25 protein-coding genes are annotated in these 26,184 nt (G+C 50.0%); 14 read left to right on the top strand and 11 right to left on the bottom strand.

The annotated features are described in order from the left end of the window. Window positions 1-2,079 (bottom strand): hypothetical protein (locus tag VF399_05105; protein ID HEX7319718.1); only part of this gene is annotated, 2,079 nt, incomplete at its 3' end. 411 nt (window positions 2,080-2,490) lie between these two features. Between VF399_05105 and VF399_05100 the strand changes: the two genes are divergently transcribed. Beyond that, the gene (locus VF399_05100) at window positions 2,491-3,105 is read left to right on the top strand and encodes a TonB family protein (GenBank protein HEX7319717.1); all 615 of its coding nucleotides are present in this window, start codon (window positions 2,491-2,493) and stop codon (window positions 3,103-3,105) included. Between the two features lie 39 nt (window positions 3,106-3,144). Here VF399_05100 and VF399_05095 read toward each other — a convergent pair whose 3' ends face one another. Then, window positions 3,145-4,485, bottom strand: coding sequence for a tetratricopeptide repeat protein (locus tag VF399_05095; protein ID HEX7319716.1), 1,341 nt, complete (start codon window positions 4,483-4,485; stop codon window positions 3,145-3,147). Window positions 4,486-4,640: 155 nt separating this feature from the next. On the opposite strand from VF399_05095, the gene VF399_05090 reads away from it, so the two are divergent. Together VF399_05090 and VF399_05085 are read left to right on the top strand one after the other, a co-directional pair. Then, on the top strand, window positions 4,641-5,495 hold the full coding sequence (locus VF399_05090) for a hypothetical protein (protein HEX7319715.1): 855 nt from the start codon (window positions 4,641-4,643) through the stop codon (window positions 5,493-5,495). Window positions 5,496-5,508: 13 nt separating this feature from the next. Beyond that, on the top strand, window positions 5,509-5,913 hold the full coding sequence (locus VF399_05085; GenBank protein ID HEX7319714.1) for a DUF3788 domain-containing protein: 405 nt from the start codon (window positions 5,509-5,511) through the stop codon (window positions 5,911-5,913). Window positions 5,914-5,971: 58 nt separating this feature from the next. On the opposite strand, the gene VF399_05080 is transcribed toward VF399_05085, so the two are convergent. The 9 genes from VF399_05080 to VF399_05040 all read right to left on the bottom strand — a co-directional run bounded on the left by VF399_05080 (window position 5,972) and on the right by VF399_05040 (window position 13,390). Further along, entirely contained in the window at window positions 5,972-6,409 is a 438-nt protein-coding gene (locus tag VF399_05080) for a hypothetical protein (GenBank protein HEX7319713.1), read from the bottom strand. Window positions 6,410-6,568: 159 nt separating this feature from the next. Beyond that, window positions 6,569-7,372, bottom strand: a complete 804-nt coding sequence (locus VF399_05075) for a hypothetical protein (protein ID HEX7319712.1) — start codon at window positions 7,370-7,372, stop codon at window positions 6,569-6,571. A gap of 112 nt (window positions 7,373-7,484) precedes the next feature. After that, window positions 7,485-7,784 (bottom strand): hypothetical protein, encoded by a 300-nt coding sequence (locus VF399_05070; GenBank protein HEX7319711.1) that lies wholly within the window; start codon window positions 7,782-7,784, stop codon window positions 7,485-7,487. A gap of 37 nt (window positions 7,785-7,821) precedes the next feature. Next, window positions 7,822-9,510 carry an AarF/UbiB family protein gene (locus VF399_05065; protein ID HEX7319710.1) on the bottom strand — a complete coding sequence of 563 codons (1,689 nt, stop codon included), beginning with the start codon at window positions 9,508-9,510 and terminating at the stop codon, window positions 7,822-7,824. Window positions 9,511-9,519: 9 nt separating this feature from the next. Further along, window positions 9,520-9,828, bottom strand: a complete 309-nt coding sequence (locus tag VF399_05060) for a hypothetical protein (protein ID HEX7319709.1) — start codon at window positions 9,826-9,828, stop codon at window positions 9,520-9,522. Window positions 9,829-10,038: 210 nt separating this feature from the next. Further along, window positions 10,039-10,671 (bottom strand): hypothetical protein, encoded by a 633-nt coding sequence (locus VF399_05055; protein HEX7319708.1) that lies wholly within the window; start codon window positions 10,669-10,671, stop codon window positions 10,039-10,041. A gap of 127 nt (window positions 10,672-10,798) precedes the next feature. Then, on the bottom strand, window positions 10,799-11,665 hold the full coding sequence (locus tag VF399_05050) for a hypothetical protein (protein HEX7319707.1): 867 nt from the start codon (window positions 11,663-11,665) through the stop codon (window positions 10,799-10,801). 5 nt (window positions 11,666-11,670) lie between these two features. Beyond that, entirely contained in the window at window positions 11,671-12,294 is a 624-nt protein-coding gene (locus tag VF399_05045) for a hypothetical protein (protein HEX7319706.1), read from the bottom strand. 1 nt (window position 12,295) lies between these two features. After that, window positions 12,296-13,390: a DUF6754 domain-containing protein gene (locus VF399_05040; GenBank protein ID HEX7319705.1), complete on the bottom strand. Its 1,095-nt coding sequence runs from the start codon at window positions 13,388-13,390 to the stop codon at window positions 12,296-12,298. Between the two features lie 141 nt (window positions 13,391-13,531). Here VF399_05040 and metG point away from each other — a divergent pair, with 141 nt between their 5' ends. The 11 genes from metG to alaS all read left to right on the top strand — a co-directional run bounded on the left by metG (window position 13,532) and on the right by alaS (window position 26,159). Then, window positions 13,532-15,502 carry a methionine--tRNA ligase gene (metG, locus tag VF399_05035; GenBank protein HEX7319704.1) on the top strand — a complete coding sequence of 657 codons (1,971 nt, stop codon included), beginning with the start codon at window positions 13,532-13,534 and terminating at the stop codon, window positions 15,500-15,502. Between the two features lie 126 nt (window positions 15,503-15,628). Beyond that, window positions 15,629-16,375, top strand: coding sequence for a TatD family hydrolase (locus VF399_05030; GenBank protein ID HEX7319703.1), 747 nt, complete (start codon window positions 15,629-15,631; stop codon window positions 16,373-16,375). A 139-nt stretch (window positions 16,376-16,514) separates the two neighbouring features. Beyond that, complete coding sequence (gene rsmA / locus VF399_05025; GenBank protein ID HEX7319702.1) at window positions 16,515-17,288, top strand: 16S rRNA (adenine(1518)-N(6)/adenine(1519)-N(6))-dimethyltransferase RsmA; 774 nt, start codon at window positions 16,515-16,517, stop codon at window positions 17,286-17,288. Then, complete coding sequence (locus tag VF399_05020; protein HEX7319701.1) at window positions 17,285-18,322, top strand: DUF362 domain-containing protein; 1,038 nt, start codon at window positions 17,285-17,287, stop codon at window positions 18,320-18,322. Before rsmA ends, VF399_05020 begins: the two co-directional genes overlap by 4 nt. A 173-nt stretch (window positions 18,323-18,495) precedes the next feature. Further along, on the top strand, window positions 18,496-18,690 hold the full coding sequence (locus VF399_05015; protein ID HEX7319700.1) for a DUF2281 domain-containing protein: 195 nt from the start codon (window positions 18,496-18,498) through the stop codon (window positions 18,688-18,690). Continuing rightward, window positions 18,675-18,986, top strand: a complete 312-nt coding sequence (locus VF399_05010; protein ID HEX7319699.1) for a type II toxin-antitoxin system PemK/MazF family toxin — start codon at window positions 18,675-18,677, stop codon at window positions 18,984-18,986. Before VF399_05015 ends, VF399_05010 begins: the two co-directional genes overlap by 16 nt. A gap of 80 nt (window positions 18,987-19,066) precedes the next feature. Next, window positions 19,067-20,065, top strand: a complete 999-nt coding sequence (locus VF399_05005; GenBank protein HEX7319698.1) for a zinc-dependent alcohol dehydrogenase family protein — start codon at window positions 19,067-19,069, stop codon at window positions 20,063-20,065. A gap of 12 nt (window positions 20,066-20,077) precedes the next feature. Further along, complete coding sequence (polX, locus tag VF399_05000) at window positions 20,078-21,784, top strand: DNA polymerase/3'-5' exonuclease PolX (GenBank protein HEX7319697.1); 1,707 nt, start codon at window positions 20,078-20,080, stop codon at window positions 21,782-21,784. 203 nt (window positions 21,785-21,987) lie between these two features. Then, window positions 21,988-23,004 carry a recombinase RecA gene (recA, locus tag VF399_04995; GenBank protein ID HEX7319696.1) on the top strand — a complete coding sequence of 339 codons (1,017 nt, stop codon included), beginning with the start codon at window positions 21,988-21,990 and terminating at the stop codon, window positions 23,002-23,004. Next, entirely contained in the window at window positions 22,991-23,605 is a 615-nt protein-coding gene (locus tag VF399_04990) for a RecX family transcriptional regulator (protein ID HEX7319695.1), read from the top strand. Before recA ends, VF399_04990 begins: the two co-directional genes overlap by 14 nt. Continuing rightward, the gene (alaS, locus tag VF399_04985) at window positions 23,598-26,159 is read left to right on the top strand and encodes an alanine--tRNA ligase (protein HEX7319694.1); all 2,562 of its coding nucleotides are present in this window, start codon (window positions 23,598-23,600) and stop codon (window positions 26,157-26,159) included. The genes VF399_04990 and alaS overlap by 8 nt, the downstream gene beginning before the upstream one ends. Window positions 26,160-26,184 lie beyond the last annotated feature (25 nt).

The following is a 26,184-nucleotide window of genomic DNA, read 5'->3' as shown; positions in this document are numbered from 1 at the left end:
ACTCTCGGCGATATCGGTGCCGCGCCAGCTCCATTTCACCGCGTCAAACGCGATTTGCTGTCCGGTCGTGCCTGTGGCATCTGCCAGCCGTACTGAACCGCCGCTGGTATTAAAGTCATAAGCGCCCAGGGATACCCACGAATCCGTGTAATTTGCTTGATTGACCACCACGGTCGCACTGCCGCCGGCATGGTTGATGATATAACGCGCTCCGGTCGCCGTATGGTGGATCGAGGGAATATACACAAAGACCTCATAGTCACCCGCCTGAGGTAATACCGGCGTCCAAGTGGCATAGCACGTGTCTGTTGTGCCGCCCGTAGTGTACGTGTACCACATGTGACCGCGGAAGCCGCTCAGCGCGTCCCACCAGTATGCCATGGATGAGGGCGAATCCGTGTGCAGGTAAAACCCGTCTTCGAACTGCAGGTCGTCCGCGATCGTATCGGTCGCTGGTTCCCACGCGCCCTCGGCACCGGCACACCAGGCGACCGTTGACAGGTTCTGGTAACCGTTGTTATAACCGGGCCAGTCATAGCGCGCGTACTTGCCATTGTAATTCATATAACCTTCATTTTTATTGCCGTAGGGATCATTGAAGATCAAGGTGCGCCAGTTCAGAACCTGACCGACCGCCAGGACCAGATGTCCCGCAGTGGTGAGCATGGCGCAGATGCAATACGGATAACCCGCGCTGAACTCGGCGATGGTTTCGTCCCAGGTGGGCGAGTCGTCGGTCCAGGAAGTCATGTTATGATAATTTATATAATTCGCCATCCGGGAATGGGGCGAGTAACCGTTATACCACATGTATCCATAGCCGCCCCAGGCCGTGTTGCCCGCATAGTCAAGCGCTTCCGAGTTATAATCGACCTCGCGGTAATGATAGCGCTCGCAGATATACCGGCCAAAGTGGCTCGTGTGGCCGTAAGGGGATGAACACCAGCAGTCCCAGTGAGGGAGTTTTCGGTAATAGGCGATCGCCATGATCGCGGTCGTGGGCGCGCACGACCAGTATCCAGAATGCCAGGATGGCGTGTCGTATACCTGGTGATAATAAGGAACATCGATGGAATCGCGCGAACCGAAGTCAGGTTGTACCCTATAGTGGTTTATTGTCAGTGGATCAGACGTCTCGTAAATGACACGGACATTTTTCAACTCATTGTCACGCAGTTCGCCTTCACAGATCGCCCTTGCCCCAAATGTATGAAAGATCACTTTTGTATCGTTATCAGAAAAATGCGGATCCATTTCAAAAACATCAACAGTATGGGTCAGTTCTGATCTTTGCGTACCGTCAAACCGGGTCATGATCAATTCCGAACTGATCAGGGATCTCTCATTGGTTTCAGTAACATAATACACAAGTCTATCGCCATCAGCCGACCAGGCAGGGTTCAACCCATCGCCGATATCGTAGGTTTTTTGGGAAGCGATATCATAGACCAGGATATGTCCGCCAAGCGTGGAGTATGCGATGGATCGGCTGTCCGGCGAGCAGATAGGGTAGCAGTAACCATTTTTATTGTCGGTTATGCGCAACCTGGCGCCATCAGAAAGATCGATAAGCCAGAGCTGGTCATTATCATCATTAAACACCGCGTAACTGGCATCAGGGGAGATCGGCGTGAGGTTGGAATAGCATCTGAGGTCATAATGCCGCGTACTTGATCCGGATATTACAACTGATTCGTTCCCGACAGTGAAAGCAATAGCGCCGTTCAAAGCAAAGCTGACCTGACCGCATTGGTATTCGGGTTTATGCAGCTCGGTCATGGTTCGGCTTTCCAGGTCATAGAGTGCAGGGGACTGGAAGCCGTTTTCCCTGATCAGTTTAAAACCGATCGACGCGCCATCGGGCGACAGAGAAAAATAACGGCCGCAGCCTGGCGCCGTGAGCAGGGGTTCGATCTTACTCTCGCCATTATTATAAGTGCTGATCAAGTACAGTGCCGAGCAATGGTTGTCAGTCGATATTATGCCATAGGGTGATATCACGGGTTTGATAAAATAGCCGTCCGGTTCCATGAAAGGACCGGCGATAAAGCTGAGAAAATACAGGATAATTGAGGTCATTTTAGCTCCCCCATAATAATATATGACAAATCAATTCATTGTCAAGGTATGAGAGCTTTGAAAAAAAGTCATAGCTCTCAAGATTACCCCGTACGATTAACATCTTACGGGGCAAGCAGTGATATTGAATGATTACAGTGATGAACCCATGAATATCACTACTTTCATTTCCCCTCCCTTGATGGCAACGTCTAAAGAAATGCATTCAATAATAACTGGTGTCCCGTCAGGGGGAGGGTGAATAAAAAGGCACCCCTCACCTTAATTCTCTCCCACAAGGGGAGAAGGCATTTTACTTCTATAATCTAAGGTGCGCGTCTTGGTTTTTGATGGAATACATCCGGTAGATATCTGTATATATAAGTAGAGAACCCCAAGTAAGGGTGATTGACAGGGGTGAAAGGAGCAGCCATGAACGACCATAAAGCGATGTACCCGATATACTTCCGCCTTAGCCTTTTATCCGGCATTGTTATGGTGACCCTCCTCTTCATTTTCATCCCCTACACTGAACCAGAACCCTACAAATTGACCAAGGATATCGTGACGCTCGTTGAGGCGATCACCGTGGAGATCGATCAGTACGTGGATCCGCCGAAGATCGACCGTCCCCCGGTCGCGGTAGAAGCCCAAACCGGATTGCCTGACGAAAATATCGTGGAAACGATCACGAACACGAATTTTATCGAGGACATTATCCGGACCACGCCGGTCGATCCCGTGATCGATGTCGTTCCTTATTACAAGGTCGAGGTGAAACCGCAGCCTCTGAATAATCCGATACCAAGGTATCCAGAGCTGGCGATCAAGGCTGGCATCGAAGGTATGACCGTGGTCAAGATGCTGGTGGATGTTGACGGCAGCATCGTCGATGTCCAGGTGCTCAAATCGAGCGGCAACACGATGCTTGACGAAGCCGCGATAAGGGCGGCAAAGGAATCAAGGTTCACGCCCGCCAAACAGCGCGACCAGTGTGTCAGGGTCTGGGTCTCAAGACCGTTCAAATTCGCCCTGACTTCAGGGTAAGGTTAATGCCCAGTTTGGATTACAATGATCCCGCCTCTATCAGGCGGGATCAGTCTTTTCAGACGTTTGATGCGATCTCAGTTCCAGGATCCTGTTCTTATATTCAACATTGGGATACCTGCTGTAGATCTTTTCATACAATGATATTGCTTTTGAAAGGACGTCGGCATCTTTTGTCATAGTGAACAACTCATCGTATATTACCGCTATTTCTCTGTCATCCGTGGTATTTTTTAGCATTTCCTTCAATCCCGAAACAGCTGCATTATTGTCGCTTAATGCACGGGCTCTTATTCTCAGGACCTTGCAGTCGAAGACGACATCCTTGCGTCCGATGTCTTCGGCCATCTGGAATGATTCGTCAACAAGCCTGGCGGTATCATCTATTCGGTTCATGGCAAAGCATAGATCGGCTTTGCGAAAGAGGGCGCTGCACAGGAAAAATTTGAGCTGGAGCTCGCTGCCCAGGTCAATGGCGTTATCGTAGTATTCCTCGGCCTTTGGAAAATCCTTTTTTATTTTATACAGATTGGCAATGTCAAGCTGTGAAGAGCAGATGTTTTTCTTGTCGTTCATCTCCAGGGCGAGGTCAAGGCTCTTGCGGTAATGCTCCATGGCCTGCGAGTAGTTTCCCAGTGCTTCATGGACGATCCCGATATTCCCCGCTAGATAACAGATACCCTGCTTGTCGCCTAATTTTTTCAGAAGCTCGATATCCTGTTGGTAAAATTCCAGGGCTTTGGCATAGTCGCCGAGCTGCCAGTGGATTATGCCAATATTTAGCAGGGCGATGCCAAGGCTTTTTTTGTCACCAGTTTCTTCAGCGTAACGGAGGCATTGATCAAAGCGCGCTAGGGCTTTTTCATATTCGCCGAGGCTCCAGTGGACAAGGCCCATATTGCCGATTATAAAAATGATGCTCTTGCTGTCCTTGATCTCTTCGGCCAGGGCCAATGCTTTTTTGTAATATACCATGGCTTCGTCGAATGCGCCCTGGTTCCAATGGATCACGCCCATGTGCCGTAGCGCGTAGATCACGCACTTGGTGTCGTTCAGGGCTGTGCATGTGTTCCATGCTTCGTCGAATAGCCTTAACGCTTCAGCGTAATTCCCTTTCTGGATCTGAACCTGCGCCAGACCAGATATATATTTGGCGGAAAGCGGCTGATCATCGATCTTATTTGACCGTTCAAGACCGTCGGCATAGAGCCGCTCGGCCTTATCCCACTGCCCGGTCAATTCGAGGACCTCGCCTTTTTTAAAACCGATCATTGCTTTAAGATGGACCATGAATACCGCGGTTGTCAAAGCCGCTCGCTGGTCGTTCTTGAGCATGTAATCGCGGACAGTAATAAGTCCGTTGTCGAATAGTTTAGTCATATTATCTATTATCTGTGTTCAATCCTTAAAGAATAGCCATACACATGTTTTGAGTCAATATACAACGTATTTCATGGATCAGTGTCAGATTGGTGTTCTGATATTAATATTTACCGGTTGACCGTCTATCAAATATCGCTATACTCATTATCGTTATGAACGACTTTACCAACCTGGGTCTGCCGATCGATCAGAATATCATGTTCTCGGATCATGAAGGAAAATATAAGCAAGGGATCGAGAACCGGAAGGTAAAACTTATCAAGAAGATATCTTTTATAAAACCGTTCCTTAAATCCGATGAAAAAATAGTCATGGCGACCGAAGGCTGTTCTCCGTTCTCCGTGTTAGAACAATTGATGACGGGCTGGTACATTTATACCATGAAACGCTCGTTGCTCATCTTTACCAACAAACGCATATTCCACGTGCCGATCAGGATGAACGGCTCCTACCGTTATTCGATCGCGCAGATCAGTTACGCAGACTGCCAGAAGATCGAGATGAAAAGAGGAGCGCTGTCGCTTGAATACAGGAACGGCAAGAAAGAAAGATTCAGCAATGTTGGTTTCCGGGACAGAAAGAAGATCGAGGTCCTCATGGGATCATCATCATTCACTGGAGAACCCACAAATACGAGGGGTAGGGTGCACCTATGCCCGCGCTGCACGAATGAACTTGTCGCTGGAAAATACACATGTCCAACCTGTCATCTGGCGTTCAAGGACAAAAAAGAAGCTAAAAAGATCTCGATCATATACCCTGGCGGAGGGTATTTTTACACCAATCACCTATTTTTAGGGATATCCGACGCGATCACCGAAGCAATATTTACGCTCTTAATAATTATGGCGCTCGTCGGAATATTTACCCGTGAAGAAGGGAGCATCGCGATGCTGATCTTTTTTTCGTTTTTCCTGTTTATTGAAAAAATGGTGACAGTATACCATTCCAACCATTTCATTGATGAATACATACCAAGGGAAAAGACAATAACAACCGCTGTATAGGTGAGTAATTGCTATGAATAAATTTGTGAAAACACCAACCGACAAAGATATGCTCAAACTAGTGGGCCGCAAGGCAGCGCTTTGGACCGAGTTGCGTGTCTATATCGCCGAGCATTATGATCATTCTCCTATATTAAGCGTCGGTAAAAAAGATTATGACTGGACCATCCGCTATCGCAAAAGCGGTAAGACGTTGGTCTCGTTGATGCCGGAAAAGAACGAATTTTGCGTTCTGGTCGTACTGGGCAGGGAAGAGGTAGCAAAAGTAAAGACTTTAAAACTTGGCCAATATACTAAGGGTATTTTTCAAAACGCCAAACAATTTCATGACGGCAAATGGCTGTGGCTGCGACCCGGGTCAAAAACCGATCTGGAAGATATTAAAGCGCTGCTGTCAATAAAAAGAAAACCGCATTGATTCCATACAAAACAAGACTGTCTTGTTTTGTATGGTTTTGGAAACGAACCAGCCTTGTTTACTCGCTTATCCTCTCAAACGTGCCGACTGCCGTAAAAGCCGTGTCGACGGACAGGTTCGCCTTGACGAATTCATAGAGTTTTTTAGATGATTCGAACTGGGGGGCGATATTCTCCAAAAGCCCCGCCACCACCAGCGTATCATTGCCGATCTTTTTGATCCTGAATAACCAGTATGGCCTGGCTCCGGGCTTTAATTCCTGCACATTCATGAACATACTTTTTTCGACCATGGTCAGGTAGCCATTATACCGGTCTACCGTTTGTATCCCTTTGCTGGTAGCAGTATCGGATAATACTTCTAAATAATACTCTGGTCCCCGGAATTGAAATATCGTTATCCGAAGCGGTTGATCGCTTCCGATCGGATCGGTTTGCAGCCAGACACCCAGCAGATCTTCGTCGAAAAGATCGGCATTGATCGGTGCGAGCGGCATGATTGATTCATAAAAACAGCCGCATAAAATAACGATCATTATAAACGTCAAAGCAATATGCAATTTATTTTGTTTTACCATATTCGGAAAAACTGTTCTTTGCATTATTCCTCCTTAGTTAACGGATAATTCGTGTGGAGTTTTACAATACTGATTCAATTAAGGAAAATCAAGTTTCAAAATGAACGCTTCCCAATTTTTTTTAAATTTTTTCATGTCCTGCACGCCAAGCATTGACCTTAATGTTTCATATCCAGTCGGATCTTGATTGTGGTTCCTTAGAAATGCATTATAGAAAGCCACAAGAAATCCTTTTTCCTGAAGGTAATAGCACAAATAGCGCGCCTGGCCATAATTCGTGCCCTTATCCTTGGTATAAAAATCATCCACGGTCATTGATGTAAGGGTCAAAAACGACGGTGCTGAACCAGCCCTGATCGCATTCTGGAGCCCTTCCAACCGCCAGTTCGTGTACCCCACGATGTGCCCGTCCTTTTCTCCGCACTGCTCGTAAAGGGACGCCAGGCCTTCATTGAACCAAACCGGACATTCCGGGAAATTGGCGGCGATGAACGGGTGGACGATCTCATGCACCAGGGTGCCGCCGCCCGTGGCGATGTTCATTATCAATGCCTTCTGATCTTCCAGAAAAAAACCATAAGGGCTTGTTGGCTCTGCCCCAAAACGGTCTTTAACATTGGCATTGTAACTCTCTTTATCCTTGAACAGCCAGATATCGATGATATCCATGGGATCACTTGTGAAATAATCCTTTTTGAGCATGTCCACTGCCCACCTGACCGTGCGCTCGGCAAAATAACGGACTCGCTCAGGTTCGTCATTGCCGATAATCACGAATGGCGTTTGCATGATGACAGTGAAGCTGTCTGGATCAAGCGTTTTTACCAGCACGGCCGCGTGATGGGCCAGGGTTGAATCGGATATTTCCATAGGTTTTGTCATAGATGTATCGAGGACTGCTGGCCTCTCATTGCTCGTCGGTGGTTTAGAATTACCGATACAGGACAGGGGTATGCACAAAACAAAAAAAATGACGAAAATATAATGAGTCAACTTATTCCCCAGGCTGATTCCTCAATGGTCTGACACAGCTGCTATCCACATACCCTGTCTTCCATATACCTTTCTGCTGCCACCAGACCTTGTACCATCCGTCGCTGGTCGGATGAGCGCGCACGGTATCGCCCTCGTCCTTGACGCCGACGAACACTGGCTTGATCTGGCCGATATGATAGACCACTTTCGTGGTTTGAATGATCTCCATTTCGACCGCATTATCAGGCGGACGCTGGCGGCAGTCCAGGCAGAAGGCTAAGGCCAATATTATGATCGTCAGCAGGTAGTATTTTTTCACTGAACCTCCTGTTCGATGACTATTAATCGCGCTAGACTCACAATCTCCCTGACCTCAGGATCGCGATCGCCAGCCACAGTCCCATGAAACCGGCAATGACATAGCCGAGAATGCCGAAGACCGGCAGCCCGAATAAATGCGGCCCTTTGTCTGTTTGGACAATGATGGACGACCCGACGATCAGCGCGGCAATGACCACGCTGAAGGATATCCGATTACTGATCTTATCAAGTTCGGTGAGCAGGTTCTCCAATCCGCGATGCTCGAATTCAACCCGCAGCGTCCCCTTTTTCAGTTTGTTGAAAATTATCTTAAGATCTTTGGGCAGGGACAAAGCGAGATCATACAGCACCTCCACGAACGCGCGGACTTCACGCGCGATCCTTTTGGGGCTGCGTTTTTCCAACACTAATTTCTGGACGAATGGTTTTACAAGTTTTACCATGTCGAAATCCATGTCCAGGATCTCGCCCACGCTTTCGATCTCCACCAGCGCCTTGCTCAGCAGGTATAGTTCCTGGGGTGCGCGGATGCGATACCGGCTGGTCACGTTCAGCAGGCTGTTCAGGAACTGCCCCATTTTCAGGTCCTGGAGCGATTCCACTAAATAGCGGTCCAGAAAATCTTCCAGGTCAAGTTCGAACCGGTGCATGTCGATCTGCTCGTCGAGCACGCCCACGGCCAGGAAAATGTCGGCGATCTTCTGGGCGTCGCGCTTGGTTACGGCGATCATGATCTCCGACAGGAACCTTCGCGTTTCCTGATGGATCCGGCCGGTCATACCGTAATCTATGAATGCGATGGTATTGTGCGGGAGGACCATGATATTTCCCGGATGCGGATCGGCATGGAAAAAACCGTACGCGAAGACCTGTTTTAGAAAGGCGTTCGCGATGTTAACCGCGATCTTCTTGCGGTTCAGTCCTTCCTTGTCTATCTTGTCGGTATGCGAGACCTTAATGCCCAAGATCTGTTCCATGACCAGCACGTGGGGACCGGTGAATTGCATGAACACCGGCGGAACGTACACGGTCGGGTCGCCGGCGAACTGATGGTGAAAGCGCTGGATATTATGCGCTTCAGCGCTGTAATCGAGTTCCCGGGTTATGGACTGCTTGAACTCCTCGACCAGGCCGACCGGGTTATACACGCGGATCTCTTCAATGTATTTTTCCGCTAACCGCGCGAGTTCTTCCATGATCTCGATGTCGGTCTTGATTATTTGGGCGATGCCAGGCCGCTGGGCTTTAATGATCACGGCTTCGCCGGTCTTCAGTTTTGCACGGTGGACCTGAGCCAGTGAGGCGGCGGCCATCGGCTCGCGGTCGACCTGGTAGAATATCGTTTCGAGCGGGACCTTCAAATCGCCTTCTACCTGTTTCTTCACATCGGCATAACTGATGGGCGCGACGTTGTCTTGCAGCACCTCGAGTTCGCAGCAGAACTCGACCGGCAGCATGTCGGGCCGGGTGGATAGAATCTGTCCGAACTTGATGAAAGTGGGACCAAGTTCTTCCATGGTTTTTCGCAAACGAACCGCGACCGTCATTTCCTGGATACGAAGGCGCTTGATCGGTTTGAGGTTTACGATCCGCTTCCCGAGGCCGTGGTGTTCGATGTTCAAACGATCGACCGCGTAACCGAACCCGTATTTCACTAAAACCTGCAGGATCTGGCGCACGCGCTTGAGGTCGTGAAAACGCTGGCTTATTTTTCGCAGCAGCATAGGGGAGTGCTAACCGGATTTCGCCTGCTGCAGGAGTTTTTTAAGCCTGGCGACCTCGGCTTTAAGATCCTTCACTTCCTTTTTCGTGGCGAAATCGAACTTGTCCATTGTCTTTTTGAACGCCGCGGTCAGTTCGGTGGTGATCTCGGACTTGGCTTGCTGGCCGTGCTTGATCAGTGCATTCACAAACTTTTGCGCATCGTCACGGTTCAACTCACCTTTTTTAATGAGCTCGCGGGCGATCGCCTGAGCTTTTTCCTTGGTCACGATCAAAGTGCCAAGACCTAAATTGAGCATGGTGTTGACAAAGTCCTTCATTGTTACCTCCTTAGTTGGTTTTAAGCCGCAAGGCTTATATAAAACTCTCACGAGTTAACTCCGGATTTATTCTGATATCCTGTCTTCGTTAGCAAGGCTAAAGCCTTGCCCTACCAATAAATGGTGTTCCTGTGGGATATTCTGATATGCCTTATTTATCATCCTCGCTTCGTTTCATCCATTCTTCCCTGCAGCTCTTCATCCCCGCTTCTATTTTATCAATCCTAACCACGTTCCCAACAAAAACTGGAACCTTCCTATTAACAAACTAACCCGCGCCATGATCGTGTAACCGAACGAAGCGCCGAACCCGATCATGATAAAGATGATCCCCAGCTTGGAGGCTGGTTTGAGTACTCCCTTGTGTTCGCGGGAAAAGAAAAAGTATAAAACCGTGCAGACGACACCGATTAAGATGATGACAGCCCATACACCCAGAAACGGTTGGTTGAAGCTTTCCGGCGTGATGACCGTGCCGCTGATCTGGCGCAGGATCTTTGCCTGAAAATTCGCCGGGATGGAGACACCGGCACCCCAGCCGATCATGAAGCCGATCGGGATGCGGATCAGCCACGCGATCCTGGGTATGAACCTGGTGAAATACATGAGCCCCAGCAATAATGGAACAATATAGATCAAGTTACCAGAAGCAAGAGGGTCAACGAGGTTGGGCTTTAGCGTGTTATGCCAATAGATGGCGATATAGTAGCCATTGGCAACGCCGACAAATAGGTGCTCGGCGAACCGGTACAAGGGATTATCCTTGAACAGGAACGAGAAGATCGCCAGGGTCAGAAAAGCGCCGAGCCAGATCCAGGGATCTGTGCTCACAGACTGCTCCATTTACTATTGCATACGCAACAATGATGATCTTTAAAAAAACAGAGGAAAGGTATATCAGATAATCGTTGTAATGAAGTTAAGGGGTTGGGGGGATATGGGGTTAGGAAATTTTGTAAACTGATCATATTCATTTTTTCTTCCGTGAAAGGAAATAGCCGATGTTGCCGATGATGATAAAGGCGATGATAAGGATGTGGATCATGGACTGGGAATTCATGCCGCGCTCAGCCTTGCCGAGTTCGCGAGTATAGTTGTGGCGCAGCATCAGTTCTTCGTATTCAGCCGCACCTTTCATGCCGGAGAGCATGCCCGTGAACTGGCCAGTCTGGAGATATGGGTAGAACTCCGCGGCCATGACCGCGGTCAGACCGGCACCTACTTTAACGCCATAACGCGACTGGGCGTACAATACCCACCAGTCCGGATACGCGGCCGCGGTGATGATCAGGGCGATGGCGATATCCTTGTAATTTTTCGTGCGTGCCATGAGCGGGAGCGATTCGACCGGCGTGCCGAGGTGATCGCGGGGAAAAACACTCGCGATATTCTCGCCCATTTCAAGGATCGCCGCTTCAAAACCCGCTTTATATCCAAGGTAGACATAGTCGATGCCGTATCGCACCGAGTCGCCAGGGCTTGCGGCCGCGCGGTTGATCTCCGCCACTACATAATCGATCGCGTCCACGGCCATGCCCGGACCCTGGGGATCGAACGACATGCCGACCACCGGGATCTTACGTTTGAAGCACTGCCTCAGCAGACCCACGGCCATAGGATGGCATTCCGGATAGGTCGAAGGCGTGTAATCGAAAGAAATGATCACGGCTTTTTCGTGCGGCGGGATCGACTCCATGAAATCGAAGAGTTTCTTAGTCTGCGGCATTATGTTCTCGCGCAATTTAAGCGGGATAAAAAATGGCACAATAATGAAGATGGTGAGGAGTCCGTAAATGATCCGGCGGTCGATACCGGTGAGCCGTTCATGCCATTTCATGTTCGTTAATCCTTCCCGCCCAGCCAGGAACGTTCTATACCGAGAATGATCTTCAACGCCGTGGCGATCGCGCCAAAAGCGATGCCGATCTGGATGCCGCGTTTTGATGCCATATTGGGAACCTGCATGATCCATTCTGCGAATTCCGGCAGCCGGGGATGGATATACTGGCCAAAGGGCATGAATCCGATCATTACGATAAATGCCGCGGCAAGGAGCATGAACGATTCGATCGACCGGGCCTTGAACGCCCGGTACGCGGCAGAAGCCATATAATAAGCGAGCAGGGCGAACATGGTCGCAGCCAGGGGCGACAGTATGTTCAGGTAGATCTTCTGAAAGAGCGACTGCCCGCCGATCCCCCAGAATAATCCGATTATCGCCACGATGACCATGCTTACGATCGTGACCGCGCTGTAGAACCAGCCTGGCTGTTGTTTAATGATCCTGTTCCCGTGATGAACAAAGACGTTGCCGATCGCCAGGATCAGGGCGAACGCGGTGAGGATGATGACCCAGGTCAGGATCGTGCTGTTATAGCGCAGGGATACGGGATGAGGGATGAAAAACTGGATAACCATGGAGACGCCAATGACAAGGCAGATCGCGAGGGGAAGGGTCCGTTTCATTTTATCTCACCGTCATGACCGAACTTAAATGCAGACCGAAAAACGCTAAAATAGTTATGGCCACAAGCATTGCCAGCGCAAGGACCTTGCCAAAGTCCTGCGCCTTGAGCGCGCCCAGTAAAAGCGGCTCGCGCGACAGGTAGGCGGAAGCGGCGTAAAGCTCTTCGCCAAGCAGGGTGTAATCGCACGCCGTGACGAAGAACGGCAGCTGGTTGACCGCGTCCGTGCCCGCGATCTGGATCGCGCCGGTCATGGCGCCGGTTTCAGCCAGGATCAGGGATTCGGCCCAGAAATAACCGATGAAGAAATTGGCCGCGGGTTTTTCCCGGATCATGATGCCGTTCACGGCCGCGGCAAAACCGAACTGGTCCTCGGTAAGGTAACGGATGTAATCGTTCTTAAATTTATCCGGATGCCCCTGTGAAATAAAAGCTTCTTTAACGATCTCCTTGGAGATCGTATAGGTCACAGACCAGCGGTTGGTCACGATCAGGGGCGTGTCATAACGGGCGATCTTCTTGGCGATCTCGCCCAGGATGTTCATCGAAGCGATCGTCGCGGTACTGTCGATGTCCCAGAGGCCCGGAACATAGAGGATCGGTTTTCCCATCTCGGTGGCGCGACCGATGGCATCCTCGACCGCGGCTAAGCCCGCGATCTTACGGATGAACAAATTTTTGTCGTGACGCGCCCGTCGGACAAAATAGAGAACGAGCGCTGAAAATATCAGGATGCAAATCAGGACATTTATCCTGCCGGAATGAAAAACTTGGGGATAACTACGGCAGGGGTTTGAAGGTTTGGAACGGGCGATCTCGCTGCCGGATACCGTCGCGACGACATAGGTGTACACGGTGTTGTCCTGCGCCGTATTGTCTTCAAAGGTGCAGATCCCGTATTTGGTCCGGCCTATATATTGTTCGACCGTGTCCTGAGAAGAACGGCGCAGGACGCTGTAATATTCGATGAACGCGTCGTCGGGTGAAAGAATCCAGGTGATGTCGATGTTGGAACCGGCGTCATTGGGTTTGTCCGCTGCCTGGACATCGGTTACCGGTGCGATCGTAATCAAGGATAAACAGACCAGATACATCATGCGTGATTATTGTAATGAAAAAACAAGGGGTGTCAAGAAAGGTGCCAACTGGCGAATAGCATATGGCAGACAGCAAATGATCAAAGATAAGGAAAATGAAAATATATTGACATTCCGTGTGAATTGTCTATAATTGAATGTATGAAGATACTCGTGACCAGCGCCCTGCCGTACGCCAACGGTGAGATCCATCTCGGCCACCTTGCCGGCTGCTACCTGCACAGCGATATCTATGTGCGTTACCAGCGTCTTAAAAAACGGGACGTGGTTTATATCTGCGGCACCGACGAACATGGCGTGCCCATCACGGTGCTGGCCGAGAGCCTGAAGAAAACGCCGAAAGAAGTCGTCGATACCTACTATGGATCGATCAAGCAGTCGTTCAAGGATTTCGGCGTGACCTTTGACAATTTTTCCCGGACCACTCTGCCGCTCCATTACAAGATGGCCCAGGATTTTTTCACAAAGATCCATAAAAACGGGTATATCTATCCCAAGGAGATTGAACAGTACTATTGCCCGAAATGCAACCGGTTCCTGCCGGACCGGTACATCATCGGCAAGTGCCCTGGTTGCGGAGCCGAAGGCGCTAAGGGTGACCAGTGCGATGTCTGCGGCCGGTGGCTGGAACCGTTCCAGCTGGTCGAGCCGAAGTGCCTGATCTGCGGGACCACACCCGTGAAAAAGGCGACTACCCACTGGTATTTCCGCCTGTCCCAGTTCCAGGATAAACTAACCAAGTGGATCGCCGAAAAAAAACATTGGAAAGATCATGTGCTGGGCTTCGTGAACGGCTGGTTAAAAGAAGGTCTTGAAGACCGGCCGATCACCAGGGATATGTCCTGGGGCGTGCCCGTGCCCCTTGAAGAAGCCAAGGGAAAAGTCCTATATGTCTGGTTCGACGCGCCGATCGGTTATATATCTTCGACGATCGAGTGGGCGCAGAACCAGGGCAAACCAGATTTGTGGAAAGATTACTGGCTGAACAAGGATACCAAGCTCGTTCATTTCATCGGCAAGGACAACATCGTATTTCACGCGCTGATCTGGCCGGCCATGCTCATGGCTTACGGCGATTATATCCTGCCATCCGAGATCCCGGCAAATCAGTTCCTGAATCTCGAAGGCGAGAAGCTTTCGACCTCCAAGAACTACGCGATCTGGCTGCCCGATTATTTAAAAGAATTCGAGCCGGATTCCCTGCGCTACGCGCTGACACGCAACGCTCCCGAGGATCGCGATTCGGATTTCACCTGGCGGGATTTCCAGACCTGGCACAACAACGAGCTGGCCGACATCCTCGGCAATTTCGTGAACCGGACCCTGGCTTTTGTAAGCAAGTATTACAATTCCGACATACCGACCGCGTCGGTATTTGCCGAAAATGACAACCGGATCCTTGATATGCTGCAGAAAGCGCCGACTGTTATCGGCGATAAGATCGATAATTTCCAGTTCAAGAGCGCGCTGGGTGAAATAATGAAGATCGCTCAGGAAGGCAACCGGTATTTTGACTATGAAGAGCCATGGCTGACGCGTAAGACCAATCCTCTGATCTGCGAGCGGACGATCTGCGTCTGCATGAAGATGGTTACAGCGCTTGCCGGTCTGTGTGAGCCTTTTCTGCCGTTCACCTCGGAAAAGATCAAGCAGCAGATCAATTTTATCGCTCAGACCTGGGTTGAGCTGAGTGCACCCAAAGTCGCGCCGGCGATCGCCAAGCCTGAAATACTTTTCAAAAAGATCGAGAACGATATCATCGAACTGCAGGTCGCCAAGCTCAAACGCACTGAGATCACGATCGAGGAGTTTTCCAGGATCGAGCTCAAGACCGCCAAGGTCCTGTCGGCAAAACTCGTCAGCGGCAGCAATAGCCTGATCGTCTGCGAGGTCGAGGTGGGAGCGGCGAAAAAGCAGATCGTTGCCGGCATGGCGAAATTCTACAAGCCTGAAGAACTGGTCGGCAAAACGATCATTATCGTGGATAATTTAAAGCCGGCTACGATCCGCGGCGTCACGTCTTACGGCATGCTCCTGGCTGCCGAGGATAAGAATGGCGTCGTGCTGCTTACGGCTGACCGGCCCATATCATCCGGAGCAAAGATAAAATAAAACCCGCAGTTGGAAGTGCAGACACTTTTGTTAAGCGAAATATAGTCTCTCCCTTTCTAAGGGGGAGAAATAAAGTGAGGGTTCAGTCCTTAAGGTTGCCATCCAGGGATGGAATAGTAAAATAACATGTTCGACACCCACTGCCACCTGATCGATCCGCAGTTCATAAAAGACCTGGACGCGGTCATCCAGCGCGCGCAGGCCGCGGGCGTATCCAAAATAATCAATGCCGGTTACGACCTTAAGACCAGCCGGCTGGCGCTGGAACAGTCAAAAAAATATCCGTTGCTCCTGCCCGCCATCGGTATCCATCCGAATGACGCCGCCGGTGAATTAATGAGCGATCTTTCCGATATCGAGGAAATCCCGCGCCATGAACGCGTTTACGCGATCGGCGAGACAGGCCTTGACTATTACCGCGATATTACATCCCGGGAAGCGCAGCAGAAACTTTTCCGCCGCCATGTCGAGATCGCCAGGAAATTCAACCTGCCGCTGTTGATCCATACCCGCAATTCGGTCAAGGACGCGATCGAGATCCTGAAACAGGAGCAATACGGCCGTGGCGTATTCCATTGTTACAGCGGTACCATGGAACAGGCGAAGGTCATTATTTCAATGGGTTTTTATCTGGGATTCGGAGGCATCCTGACGTTCTCCAAAAAGGCGCGGGAAGTATTCAGGGGAATGCCGCTGGACCGGATCGTTTTTGAGACAGATGCGCCTTTTTTGTCGCCGGCATCATACCGGGGTAAGCGCAACGAGCCTGCTTATATGAAAGAAACTGTCAGCGCCGGGGCTTTCCTGCAAAGTATCTCCGAGGAAAAAATAGTGCAGGCGACCGACACGAACGCTCACTATTTGTTCATGTAAATGCGTATGGCCATGAATTCATCCGGGGTCAAATCTTGACATTATACATTATCCACAGAATTCAGGTGAGGGAGGTAGAGATTCGGTTAAGAAAGAAATGTATAATGTCAAGATTTGACCCCAACAATAATTTGTCTTTATGAAGTTGTACCCCAAACGCAGGTTCAGTCAAAATTTTTTAAAGCACAAAGGCATGCTGCGCCGGATCGTTGAATGCGCCGGTGTCGATAACAAGATCGTTCTGGAGATCGGGGCAGGTAAAGGTGGATTAACGCGTGAGCTTGCAGAGAGAGCTTTTAAAGTCTACTCGGTTGAAATCGATAACGACCTTGCCGTCGTGCTTAAGGACCTATCGTTACCCAACGTCGTCGTCGTGCACCGCGATTTTCTAACCCTGGACCCGGGTGAATTCAAACCCGATATCATTGTCGGCAACATACCATATTCTATCACCACTCAGATCCTGGAAAAACTGGTCGAACAGAAAAACAAATTTGACCGCGCCGTGCTTACGATCCAGAAAGAATACGGGGATCGTCTTTTAGCGCATGCCAATGAAGCGGCGTACGGCTCGATCTCGATATTTTTGCAGTACCATTTCAGGATGGAAAAAGGATTTATCATACCGGCGCGTTTTTTCACTCCGGTGCCCAGGGTCAATTCAATGGTCGTGATCATGCATAAACAGGACGCGCCTTTTGCGCTCGCGAACGAAGACCGATTTTTTAGATTTGTGCAGGGGATCTTCTGCTATCGCCGCAAATCACTTAAGAACGCGCTAAAGTACCTGCTGAGAGCGGTGCCGACCGGCGTGGATGAGGCATTGCTGCGCAAGCGGCCGCAGGAACTGACGGTCCATGATTTTCATGGTCTATTCACGCACCCGTCTTTGCAGCTCCTAACGAATCCTTGATAGTTTATATTAAAAACGCCATCGAACTCGAAAAGACGGTGGCCGAGATTTTCACGGCGTGCGTGAAAACCGATCTTAAAGGCAAAAAGGTTTTTGTCAAGCCGAACATGCTGCGCGCGGCGCGGCCCGATGAATGCGTCATAACTGATCCGGTGTTGATCGAAACCGTGGTCAAGATCCTGCAAAAAATGGGCGCGCGATGTACGGTGGGTGACAATCCGATACCGCAGCAGGCCGGCGAAGTGAAGGTGGCAAGAGGCAGCGGTTACTTACCCGCGAGCCTGCAAGCCTTCAAGGCCATCGGCACGAAAAGCCGCTCGGTAGCGATAAAACATAATAAGATCACCGAGATCATGGTGTCGGCAGATATCCTGGACTGTGAGTTCCTGGTCTCGCTGCCGAAATTCAAGACCCATATATTGACCCCACTCAGCGTCGCGGTTAAGAACCATTTTGGGCTCGTACCCGGCGGACTAAAACCTTATCTACACTCAATATGCTCGACCCTTGAGGAATTCAGCGAACTGCTTATTGATATCTACGAACTCAGGCCGCCTGATCTGATTATCGCGGATTGCCTGCGCATTCATGACAGCACCGGCCGTTTGCATACGCCAAACCTGATCATCGCATCCACGAATGGACATGCCCTGGACTATATCTGCTGCCGTATGGCCGGTATTACGATAAAGGAATGCTCGACCCTGAAAGCAGCGCAAAAGCGCGGGTTGTTGGATCCTGATAAGGTGAAGATCGATGGCCCTTTTCATCCTTTGAAAAATTTCTCTATGCCTTATAGATATCCGCTCAAAAATATCCTTGTAGGCTTGGGCCAGCGGGTCTGGGCGGGCGGGCAAAAGCGGCTGGTGCCGGTCATTGACAGGGAAAAGTGCACGCGATGCCGGGCGTGCGAACAGGTCTGCCCAATGCATGCGATTGGTGATCTTGTCATCAATTACCAAAAATGCATACGCTGCTATTGTTGCGTTGAGATCTGTCCGGCTTCGGCCGTGCGCAGAAGGCTACGGCTGTAAAATCAAGAGTGTAAAACAACTTGCCATAACCGATTCCACTATTTCGCAATTGTGGAATCGGTGATTCTAACTTTTATTATTGACGGACCGCATTTCTTGATTATAATGAATACCGCAAGGGTTTTTAAATTTAACATTTTTGGTTGACATATGGATATATGAAAGGAGCGCATATGAGTAACAAAGATGTTCTTTTGCACGAGATTGAACAGGTTCCCGATGCGTTCATCGCTGAAATCATTGATTTTATCAGATTTTTAAAAGCCAAGGTTCTCAGGGAGAAAAATGATACTGCCATTGCCAGCGAATCTTCGTTGAATAAAGATTGGCTGAAGCCTGAAGAGGATAAAGCGTGGCAAGATTTGTAAAAGGCGATGTCGTTGTTGTACCATTTCCTTTCTCGGATCTAACGCAAGCCAAAAGACGTCCCGCATTAGTGATCGCTTCTTTGGATGGTGACGACTTGATCCTGAGTCAGATAACCAGCCGCTTAATAAGCGATAAATATTCGATTTTTCTGAATGACAGCGATTTTTCCGAAGGAACTCTTAAACAAACCAGCAACATCAGGCCCAACCGGATTTTTACAGCTGACAGCCATATTGTACTTTATAAAGTCGGAACAATAAAAAAGGCAAATTTGCTAAGGTCATTGAAAAAATAATCACCATTATCAAGCCATAGTCTGAGAAAAATAAAAGGATAACATAAATTTATAAACATGGATATAGGAGTAAATGAATCATGAAGGCGATGGTTCTAGAAAAACAACAGCCGTTGGAAAGCAGTCCGCTTAAATTAAAGGACGTACCGGTCCCTGAACCTCAGGCGGGTGAGGTCAGGATCAAGATCTCGGTCTGCGGCGTATGCCGTACCGACCTGCATATCTGCGAGAGCGAATTACCCGCGCATAAGATGCCGGTGATCCCCGGCCATCAGATCATCGGTCTTATTGACAAACCCGGTGAATCTGTTAGGAAATACAAGACGGGCGACAGGGTCGGTGTACCCTGGTTATACAAGACATGCGGAAAATGCAAATATTGCCTTATGGGAAAAGAGAATCTGTGCGCTGATGCGATGTTCACGGGGTATGACGCAGACGGCGGATTCGCAGAGTATATGATCGCTCCTGAAAATTTTATCTATCCAGTGCCCCAACAATACTCTGATCCCCAAGCTGCGCCGCTTTTCTGCGCCGGCGTGATCGGGTATCAGGCGTTCAATGCTACCGGCCTGGAGAATTCAGGCAAACTGGGGCTCTTTGGATTCGGTTCATCCGCTCATATATTGATCCAGGTCGCCGTGCATAAAGGATTGGAGGTGTACGTTGTTTCCCGGACAAAAAGCGAACTGGATCTGGCAAAGAAACTCGGTGCAGAATGGACCGGCAGTAATATTGACTCGTTGAAAACATTTTTAGACGCCGCGATCGTATTCGCGCCCAGCGGCGAACTGATCGTCAAGGCGCTGGATAAGATCGATAAGGGCGGAAAGGTCGTAGCCGCCGGTATTTACGCGACGCCTTTGCCGGGGTTTGACTATTCTGCGATCGGGCCGGAAAAATGTCTGTGTTCGATCGCGAACACGACGCGCGAGAGCGTGCGCGTCTTTTTGAAAGCAGCATCAGAGTTCAAGATCAAAATTGAAATAAATGAATATAAATTAACCGACGCGAACAAGGCGCTAATGAAAATCAAGCATTCAAAAGTCTCCGGTTCAACAGTTTTAATCATTGGTTAAGTAAAATTTACAATGAAAAAAAACAAGGAACTAGCTGCGATCTTCAACCAGATCGCCGATGCCCTGGAATTCAAGGGCGAGAACGTCTTCAAAGTGATTGCCTACCGCAAAACCGCGCGCGTCCTTGAAGAACTGGTGGACGATATTGCCGATCTCCATAAGGCCGGAACCCTTGACCAGCTCGAGGGCGTTGGCAAAGCCATAGCCGAAAAGATATCAGAATACCTGACCACGGGCAAGATGAAAAAGCTCGCGGAAGCCACCAGGGGCATCCCGCTGTCCCTCCTGGAATTGCTGAACATCCAGTACATCGGCCCCAAAACCCTGGCTCTGGCAAATAAAGAACTGGGTGTCAAGGACATTGCCTCAATGAAACGCGTGATCGAAGACGGAAGCCTCGCCAAGCTGCCCATGATGGGCGCGAAAAAGACAGAAAACATCATGAAGGGGATCCTGCTCTACGAACGCAGCCATGAACGGCTCGCGATCAACGTCGCGCAGGAAGTGACGGATAAGGTGATCGCATACCTGAGAAAAAACACCAATGTCATCAATATTTCCGCGGCCGGGTCGCTTCGTCGTTGGAACGAGAACATTGGTGATATCGATATCCTGGCGACGGGCAAGGACGGCAAAAAGATTATTGAAACTTTTACCCGTTTCCCCGAGACCGAGGAAGTGGTGGCGGCTGGCGACACCAAAGGTGAGATCATCGTGGAAGACGGGGTTCAGGTCGATGTCCGCATCGTGAACGAACGGTCATACGGCGCGGCGCTCCAGTACTTCACCGGTTCCAAGGCACACAATGTCAAGTTGCGCGGCCTGGCCGTGGATAAAGGACTAAAGCTCAACGAATACGGCTTGTTCAAGGGTAAGCGCCGGATCGCCGGCGAAAATGAGGAAGGTATTTATAAAGCGCTCGGCATGGCGTGGATACCGGCTGAATTACGTGAAGACCGGGGTGAGATAGAACTGGCGATGAACCGGAAGCTGCCAGATCTAGTCGAGCATAAGGACATCAAGGGCGATCTGCAGATGCACTCGGTCTATTCTGATTCAGACGCGACGATCGAAGAACTCGTCGCTGAAGCCCAAGATCTGGGGTATGAATACATCCTGATCACGGACCACTCGCGTACGGCGCGCTACGCGAACGGCATGGAACTGGATCGGCTGTATAAACAATGGGAAGAGATCGACAAATTAAATAAGCGGTTAAAGAACTTTACGGTTTTGAAAGGCGTGGAAGTCGACATCCTCACCACGGGTAAGCTCGACTATCCGGATCCAGTCCTGGAAAAACTGGATATCGTGGTGGCATCGGTGCACCAGGGGTTCAGCAAGAACGTCACCGAGCGGATGAGCGATGCCATGGAAAATCCTAATGTCGACCTAATCGGTCATCCCACGGGACGGCTGATCTCCAAGCGAGAAGGCTATGTTATCGATATCGCGCGTATCATCGAAAAGGCGGCGGAAACAAAGACCTGGCTTGAATGCAACGCGTACCCGGACCGGTTGGACCTGAACGACGTGAATTTGAAAAAGGCGAAGGAGTCAGGGGTCATGATCAGCCTGGGAACGGACGCGCACGGCGTGACTGAATTGCGCTGGATGAAGTACGGCGTGGCGACGTGCCGTCGGGGATGGCTCGAGGCTAAAAACGTGGTGAACACCTATCCGCGGGAAAAGCTTTTGAGGTTAAGGAAGGGGGAATAACCCTTTGGTAGTTGTTCAATTTTCTGTGGAGTTATAGCCGCAGGCTTCAGCCTGCGTAAAAACGCCTTGAAATCTAAAGTAATTTCGCAATCTTTAGATTGCGACTACATTTGTTCCACTGAATTTTGAACAAGTGCGCCCCGGGGGTGCACTTGACTTGGTGTGGGAATTGACTATGATTATCAAAAGAAATAAGGAGGAGTATGCCTAAGGAAGAAAAAGATAAAGTCCTTTCCATGGCGATCAGTCAGATCGAAAAGCAGTTTGGAAAGGGTTCAGTGATGCGGCTGGGCGAGAGCCAATCCAGGGTTGATGTTGAGGTTATACCGACCGGTTCGCTTGCCCTGGACAGTGCGCTGGGGATCGGTGGATTCCCACGCGGCCGTGTCATTGAGATCTACGGACCTGAGGCTGGGGGTAAAACAACGCTTGCCCTGACCGCTGTTGCCCAGGCGCAGCGCGCCGGCGGCACGGCGATATTTGTAGACGCGGAGCACGCGTTCGATCCGAAGTACGCGCAGGCGATCGGCGTCAACTTGGACGATCTTTTAATCTCGCAGCCGGATACGGGCGAGCAGGCGCTCGAGATCGCCGAGATCCTTACGCGGTCGGGCGGTATTGATATTATTGTTATTGATTCGGTCGCCGCCCTGGTGCCCAAGGCCGAGATCGCGGGCGAGATGGGCGAAATGCAGGTTGGGTTGATAGCACGGCTCATGTCCCAGGCGTTGCGTAAATTGACCAGTGTCATCAGCAAATCAAAGACTTGCGCGGTGTTCATTAACCAGATCCGCATGAAGATCGGCGTCCTATACGGTTCGCCGGAAACCACGCCGGGTGGTTTGGCGTTGAAGTTCCACTCGTCAGTTCGGGTCGATATCAGGAGGATCGCGACGATCAAGAAAGGTGAAACGATCGTCGGCTCGCGGACCAAGGTAAAAGTCGTGAAGAACAAAATGGCACCGCCGTTCCGCGAAGCTGAATTCGATATTATCTACGGTGAAGGCATTTCCAGGTATGGCGAGCTCGTGGATCTTGGCGTTGACCACGGGTTCATCGAGAAATCGGGCACCTGGTTCTCCTGCGGTGAAGAACGGATCGGCCAGGGTCGCGACGCCGCGATCGAATTTCTTAAAAGCAACAAGGATATCGCGGAAAAACTCGAAGAAAAACTTCGGGCCAAACTTTTCCCCAAGACCAAGCCAGTTGAAAATAAGTAAGATCGAACCGCAGAAAAAGAACAAGCGACGCTCGTCGATTTTTATCGACGGTGAGTTCAAGTTCGGCTTGAGCAATGATGTGGTCATGAAGCTTGATCTGCACGTGGACCAGGAGCTGACAACGGACGAGATCCAGACGATAGTGCTGGCGCAGGAAAAAGAACGGATCCGGGAGCGCGCTTTCCGGATACTGCGCTTTCACGATCGCTCAAGCCTTGAGCTCAAGGATAAACTGGTGCGGCTTGGATTTGATGAGCCGCTGGTCGGCGAAATCATCCAGGATCTGACCGCCGATAAAACGGTCGACGACGAGCGGTTCGTGCTGGAGTTCGTCAGTGACTACACAAAATTAAACCCGAAAGGCAATATTTTCATCGCGCACCAACTCCGGAAAAAAGGTATCCCGCCGGAAGTGATCGACAAAATCACGGAGAAACGGGATGAAAGAACTCTGGCGCAGGAATTCATGGCGCGGAAACTCAAAGATCTTGATGCCCGTGACCCCAAGAGTAAGCACAAGATATTCCGCCGCCTGGTATCCCGGGGTTTTACGCCGGGCATCGTATATGAACTGCTGAGCGGCAGAGAAAACCATGAATAGCCAGCAACTACGGGATAGTTTCCTTGATTTTTTTAAGAAACGCGACCATACGGTCGTGCCATCAATGTCTTTGATACCGCGCGACGATCCGACCGTGCTTTTCACTATCGCCGGAATGGTTCAGTTCAAACCGCTATGGACAGGATCTATTCCGCTGCCCTACAAACGAGCGGCGAGCATCCAGAAATGCCTGCGGCTATCTGACCTGGACAATGTAGGCAAGACGCGCCGCCACCTTACATTCTTTGAAATGCTGGGCAACTTTTCGTTCGGTGATTACTTCAAGGAGGAGGCGATCACCTGGGCGTGGGAATACCTGGTATCGGTGTTGGGGATAGACACAAAGCGCCTGCTGGTATCGGTGCTTGACAGCGACGATGAATCTTACTCCATTTGGCGTAAAAAGATCGGTTTGAGCGCCGATCGCATATTCAAGCTCGGCGATGAGACGAATTTTTGGGGTCCCGCCGGCAACTCGGGGCCATGCGGTCCCTGTTCGGAAGTTTACTATGACCTCGGTGAAAAATTCTCCTGTGGTAAGAAAGAGTGCGCGCCGGGATGCGATTGCGACCGGTATATCGAGATCTGGAATCTCGTGTTCCCGCAATTCGACCAGACCGTGTCGGGCGAACGCCTGCCCCTGAAAAATAAGGGCGTTGATACCGGGATGGGTTTTGAACGGCTGGTTTCGGTGCTGCAGAACAAAGATACGAATTTTCAGACCGACCTGTTCTACCCGATCATAGAGATGATAACCGGATACGCCAGCCTTGTCTACGGACGCGATCGCCAGCAGGATGTCACGGTAAATGTCATCGCCGACCACAGCCGTGCCCTCACTTTCGGGATCGGCGACGGTATCATACCGTCGAACGAGGAACGCGGGTACGTGCTGAGAAAACTGCTGCGCCGCGCGTTGCGACTTGGGCGCACGCTCAAGATCGAGGGGCCGTTCATCTACCAGCTGGTCGGCACGGTCATCGATATGTTCAAGGGAGCTTATCCTGACCTCACGAAGCGCCGCGAAGAGATCGCGCTGGTGGTGAAATCCGAAGAAGAGCGGTTCCTGGACACCCTGGACAAGGGACTCCTGCAGTTTGAAGAGATCAGCAGCAAGGGGAAAAATATCTCCGGCGCCGATGCGTTCAAGTTGTATGACACCTATGGCTTCCCCTTAGAATTGACCGTCGAGATCGCCGGCGAGCGCGGCATTACCGTGGAGGAAGCGCAATTTTACGAAATGCTGGAGCAGGCGCGGAACATGTCCAGGATAAAAGCGAAATTCATCCCCAAGGGTGAATGGAAGGTGCTGCAAGAAGGTGCCTGGAAATTCGTCGGTTATGAAACAACAGAAGTGGAAACGGACATCCTTCGTTACAATATGCACGGCAAGACTATCGACCTGGTGCTGAAGGATAACCCATTTTATGCCGAGTCGGGCGGCCAGGTCGGCGACAAGGGTATGATCACAGGCAAGGATTTTAAACTTGACGTGACCGATACTTATAATTTCCAGCAGGCAGCGGTCTGTCACTGCGTCCTGACCGAAGGAACGTTCTCGGTGCAGCAGGTTCGCGCCGCCGTCGATGTAGTATGGAGAAAGGAATGCGCAAGGGCGCATACGGCGACGCATCTGCTGCATGCCGCGCTGCGCCAGGTCTTGGGCGAGCATGCTCGCCAGGAAGGTTCCTTTGTGGAACCTGGCAGGTTCCGTTTTGATTTCACGCATTTCAAACCGCTGAGCGATGATGAAATGGATGCCGTCGAGAAGAAAGTTAACGAAAAAATCATGGCTGATCTGGCGGTCGAGAAATTCTACACGAACCTGGACGAAGCCAAGAAGCTGGGCGCCATGGCCCTTTTTGGCGAAAAGTACGGCGAGAACGTGCGGGTCATCCGCATCGATGGTTTTTCGATCGAGCTCTGCGGCGGCACCCATTGCGACCGCACGGGCGAGATCGGCATGCTCAAGATCACGGCACAGGAATCAGCCGCGGCGGGGATCCGCAGGATCGAGGCCGTGGTCGGGATGAAGCTGTACGATGAGATCCAGCAAAAAGATAAAATTATTAATGAATTAAAAAGCAAGTTAAAGTCTGATTCTGATTCAGGTTTGATAAAAAGAGTGATTAATATGTTAATTGAAAGTGAAGAATATCTAAAGGATATTGACTATTGGGTTTCAAAAGCAATTGCTATAGATGCTGAAAGACTTTTAGAAAAAGTAAAAAATGAAAAGAAAAATTATATAATTGATAGACTCGATGAAAGATATGGTAATATTAATTTAAAAGCTGTAGCTGATAGAATAAGAGAGAAAAATGATACTCTGATTGGTGTTTTATATATAACTTATAAAAACGAAAAAACAGATTATATTGTCTTTGTTGGTGATAATTTAATAAAAAAACATCCAGCAAACCAACTCATTAAAGAGATAGGCAAGATCTGGAGCGGCGGGGGTGGCGGGAAACCGCATCTCGCCGAGGGTGGCGGCGCGGATGTAAAAAAATTAGCTGCAGTTGAAAAATACCTTCAGGGATTATTCAAGTAATACTAATTATTTCTTTTGTCGCGAT

The sequence above is a fragment of the bacterium genome, from assembly GCA_036382775.1.
Classification (GTDB): Bacteria; Hydrothermota; Tepidihabitantia; order SM23-42; family JAOAFX01; genus DASVHD01.
Note: the sequence above shows the minus strand (reverse complement) of the source record. Positions and strands in the feature narration are given on the sequence as shown.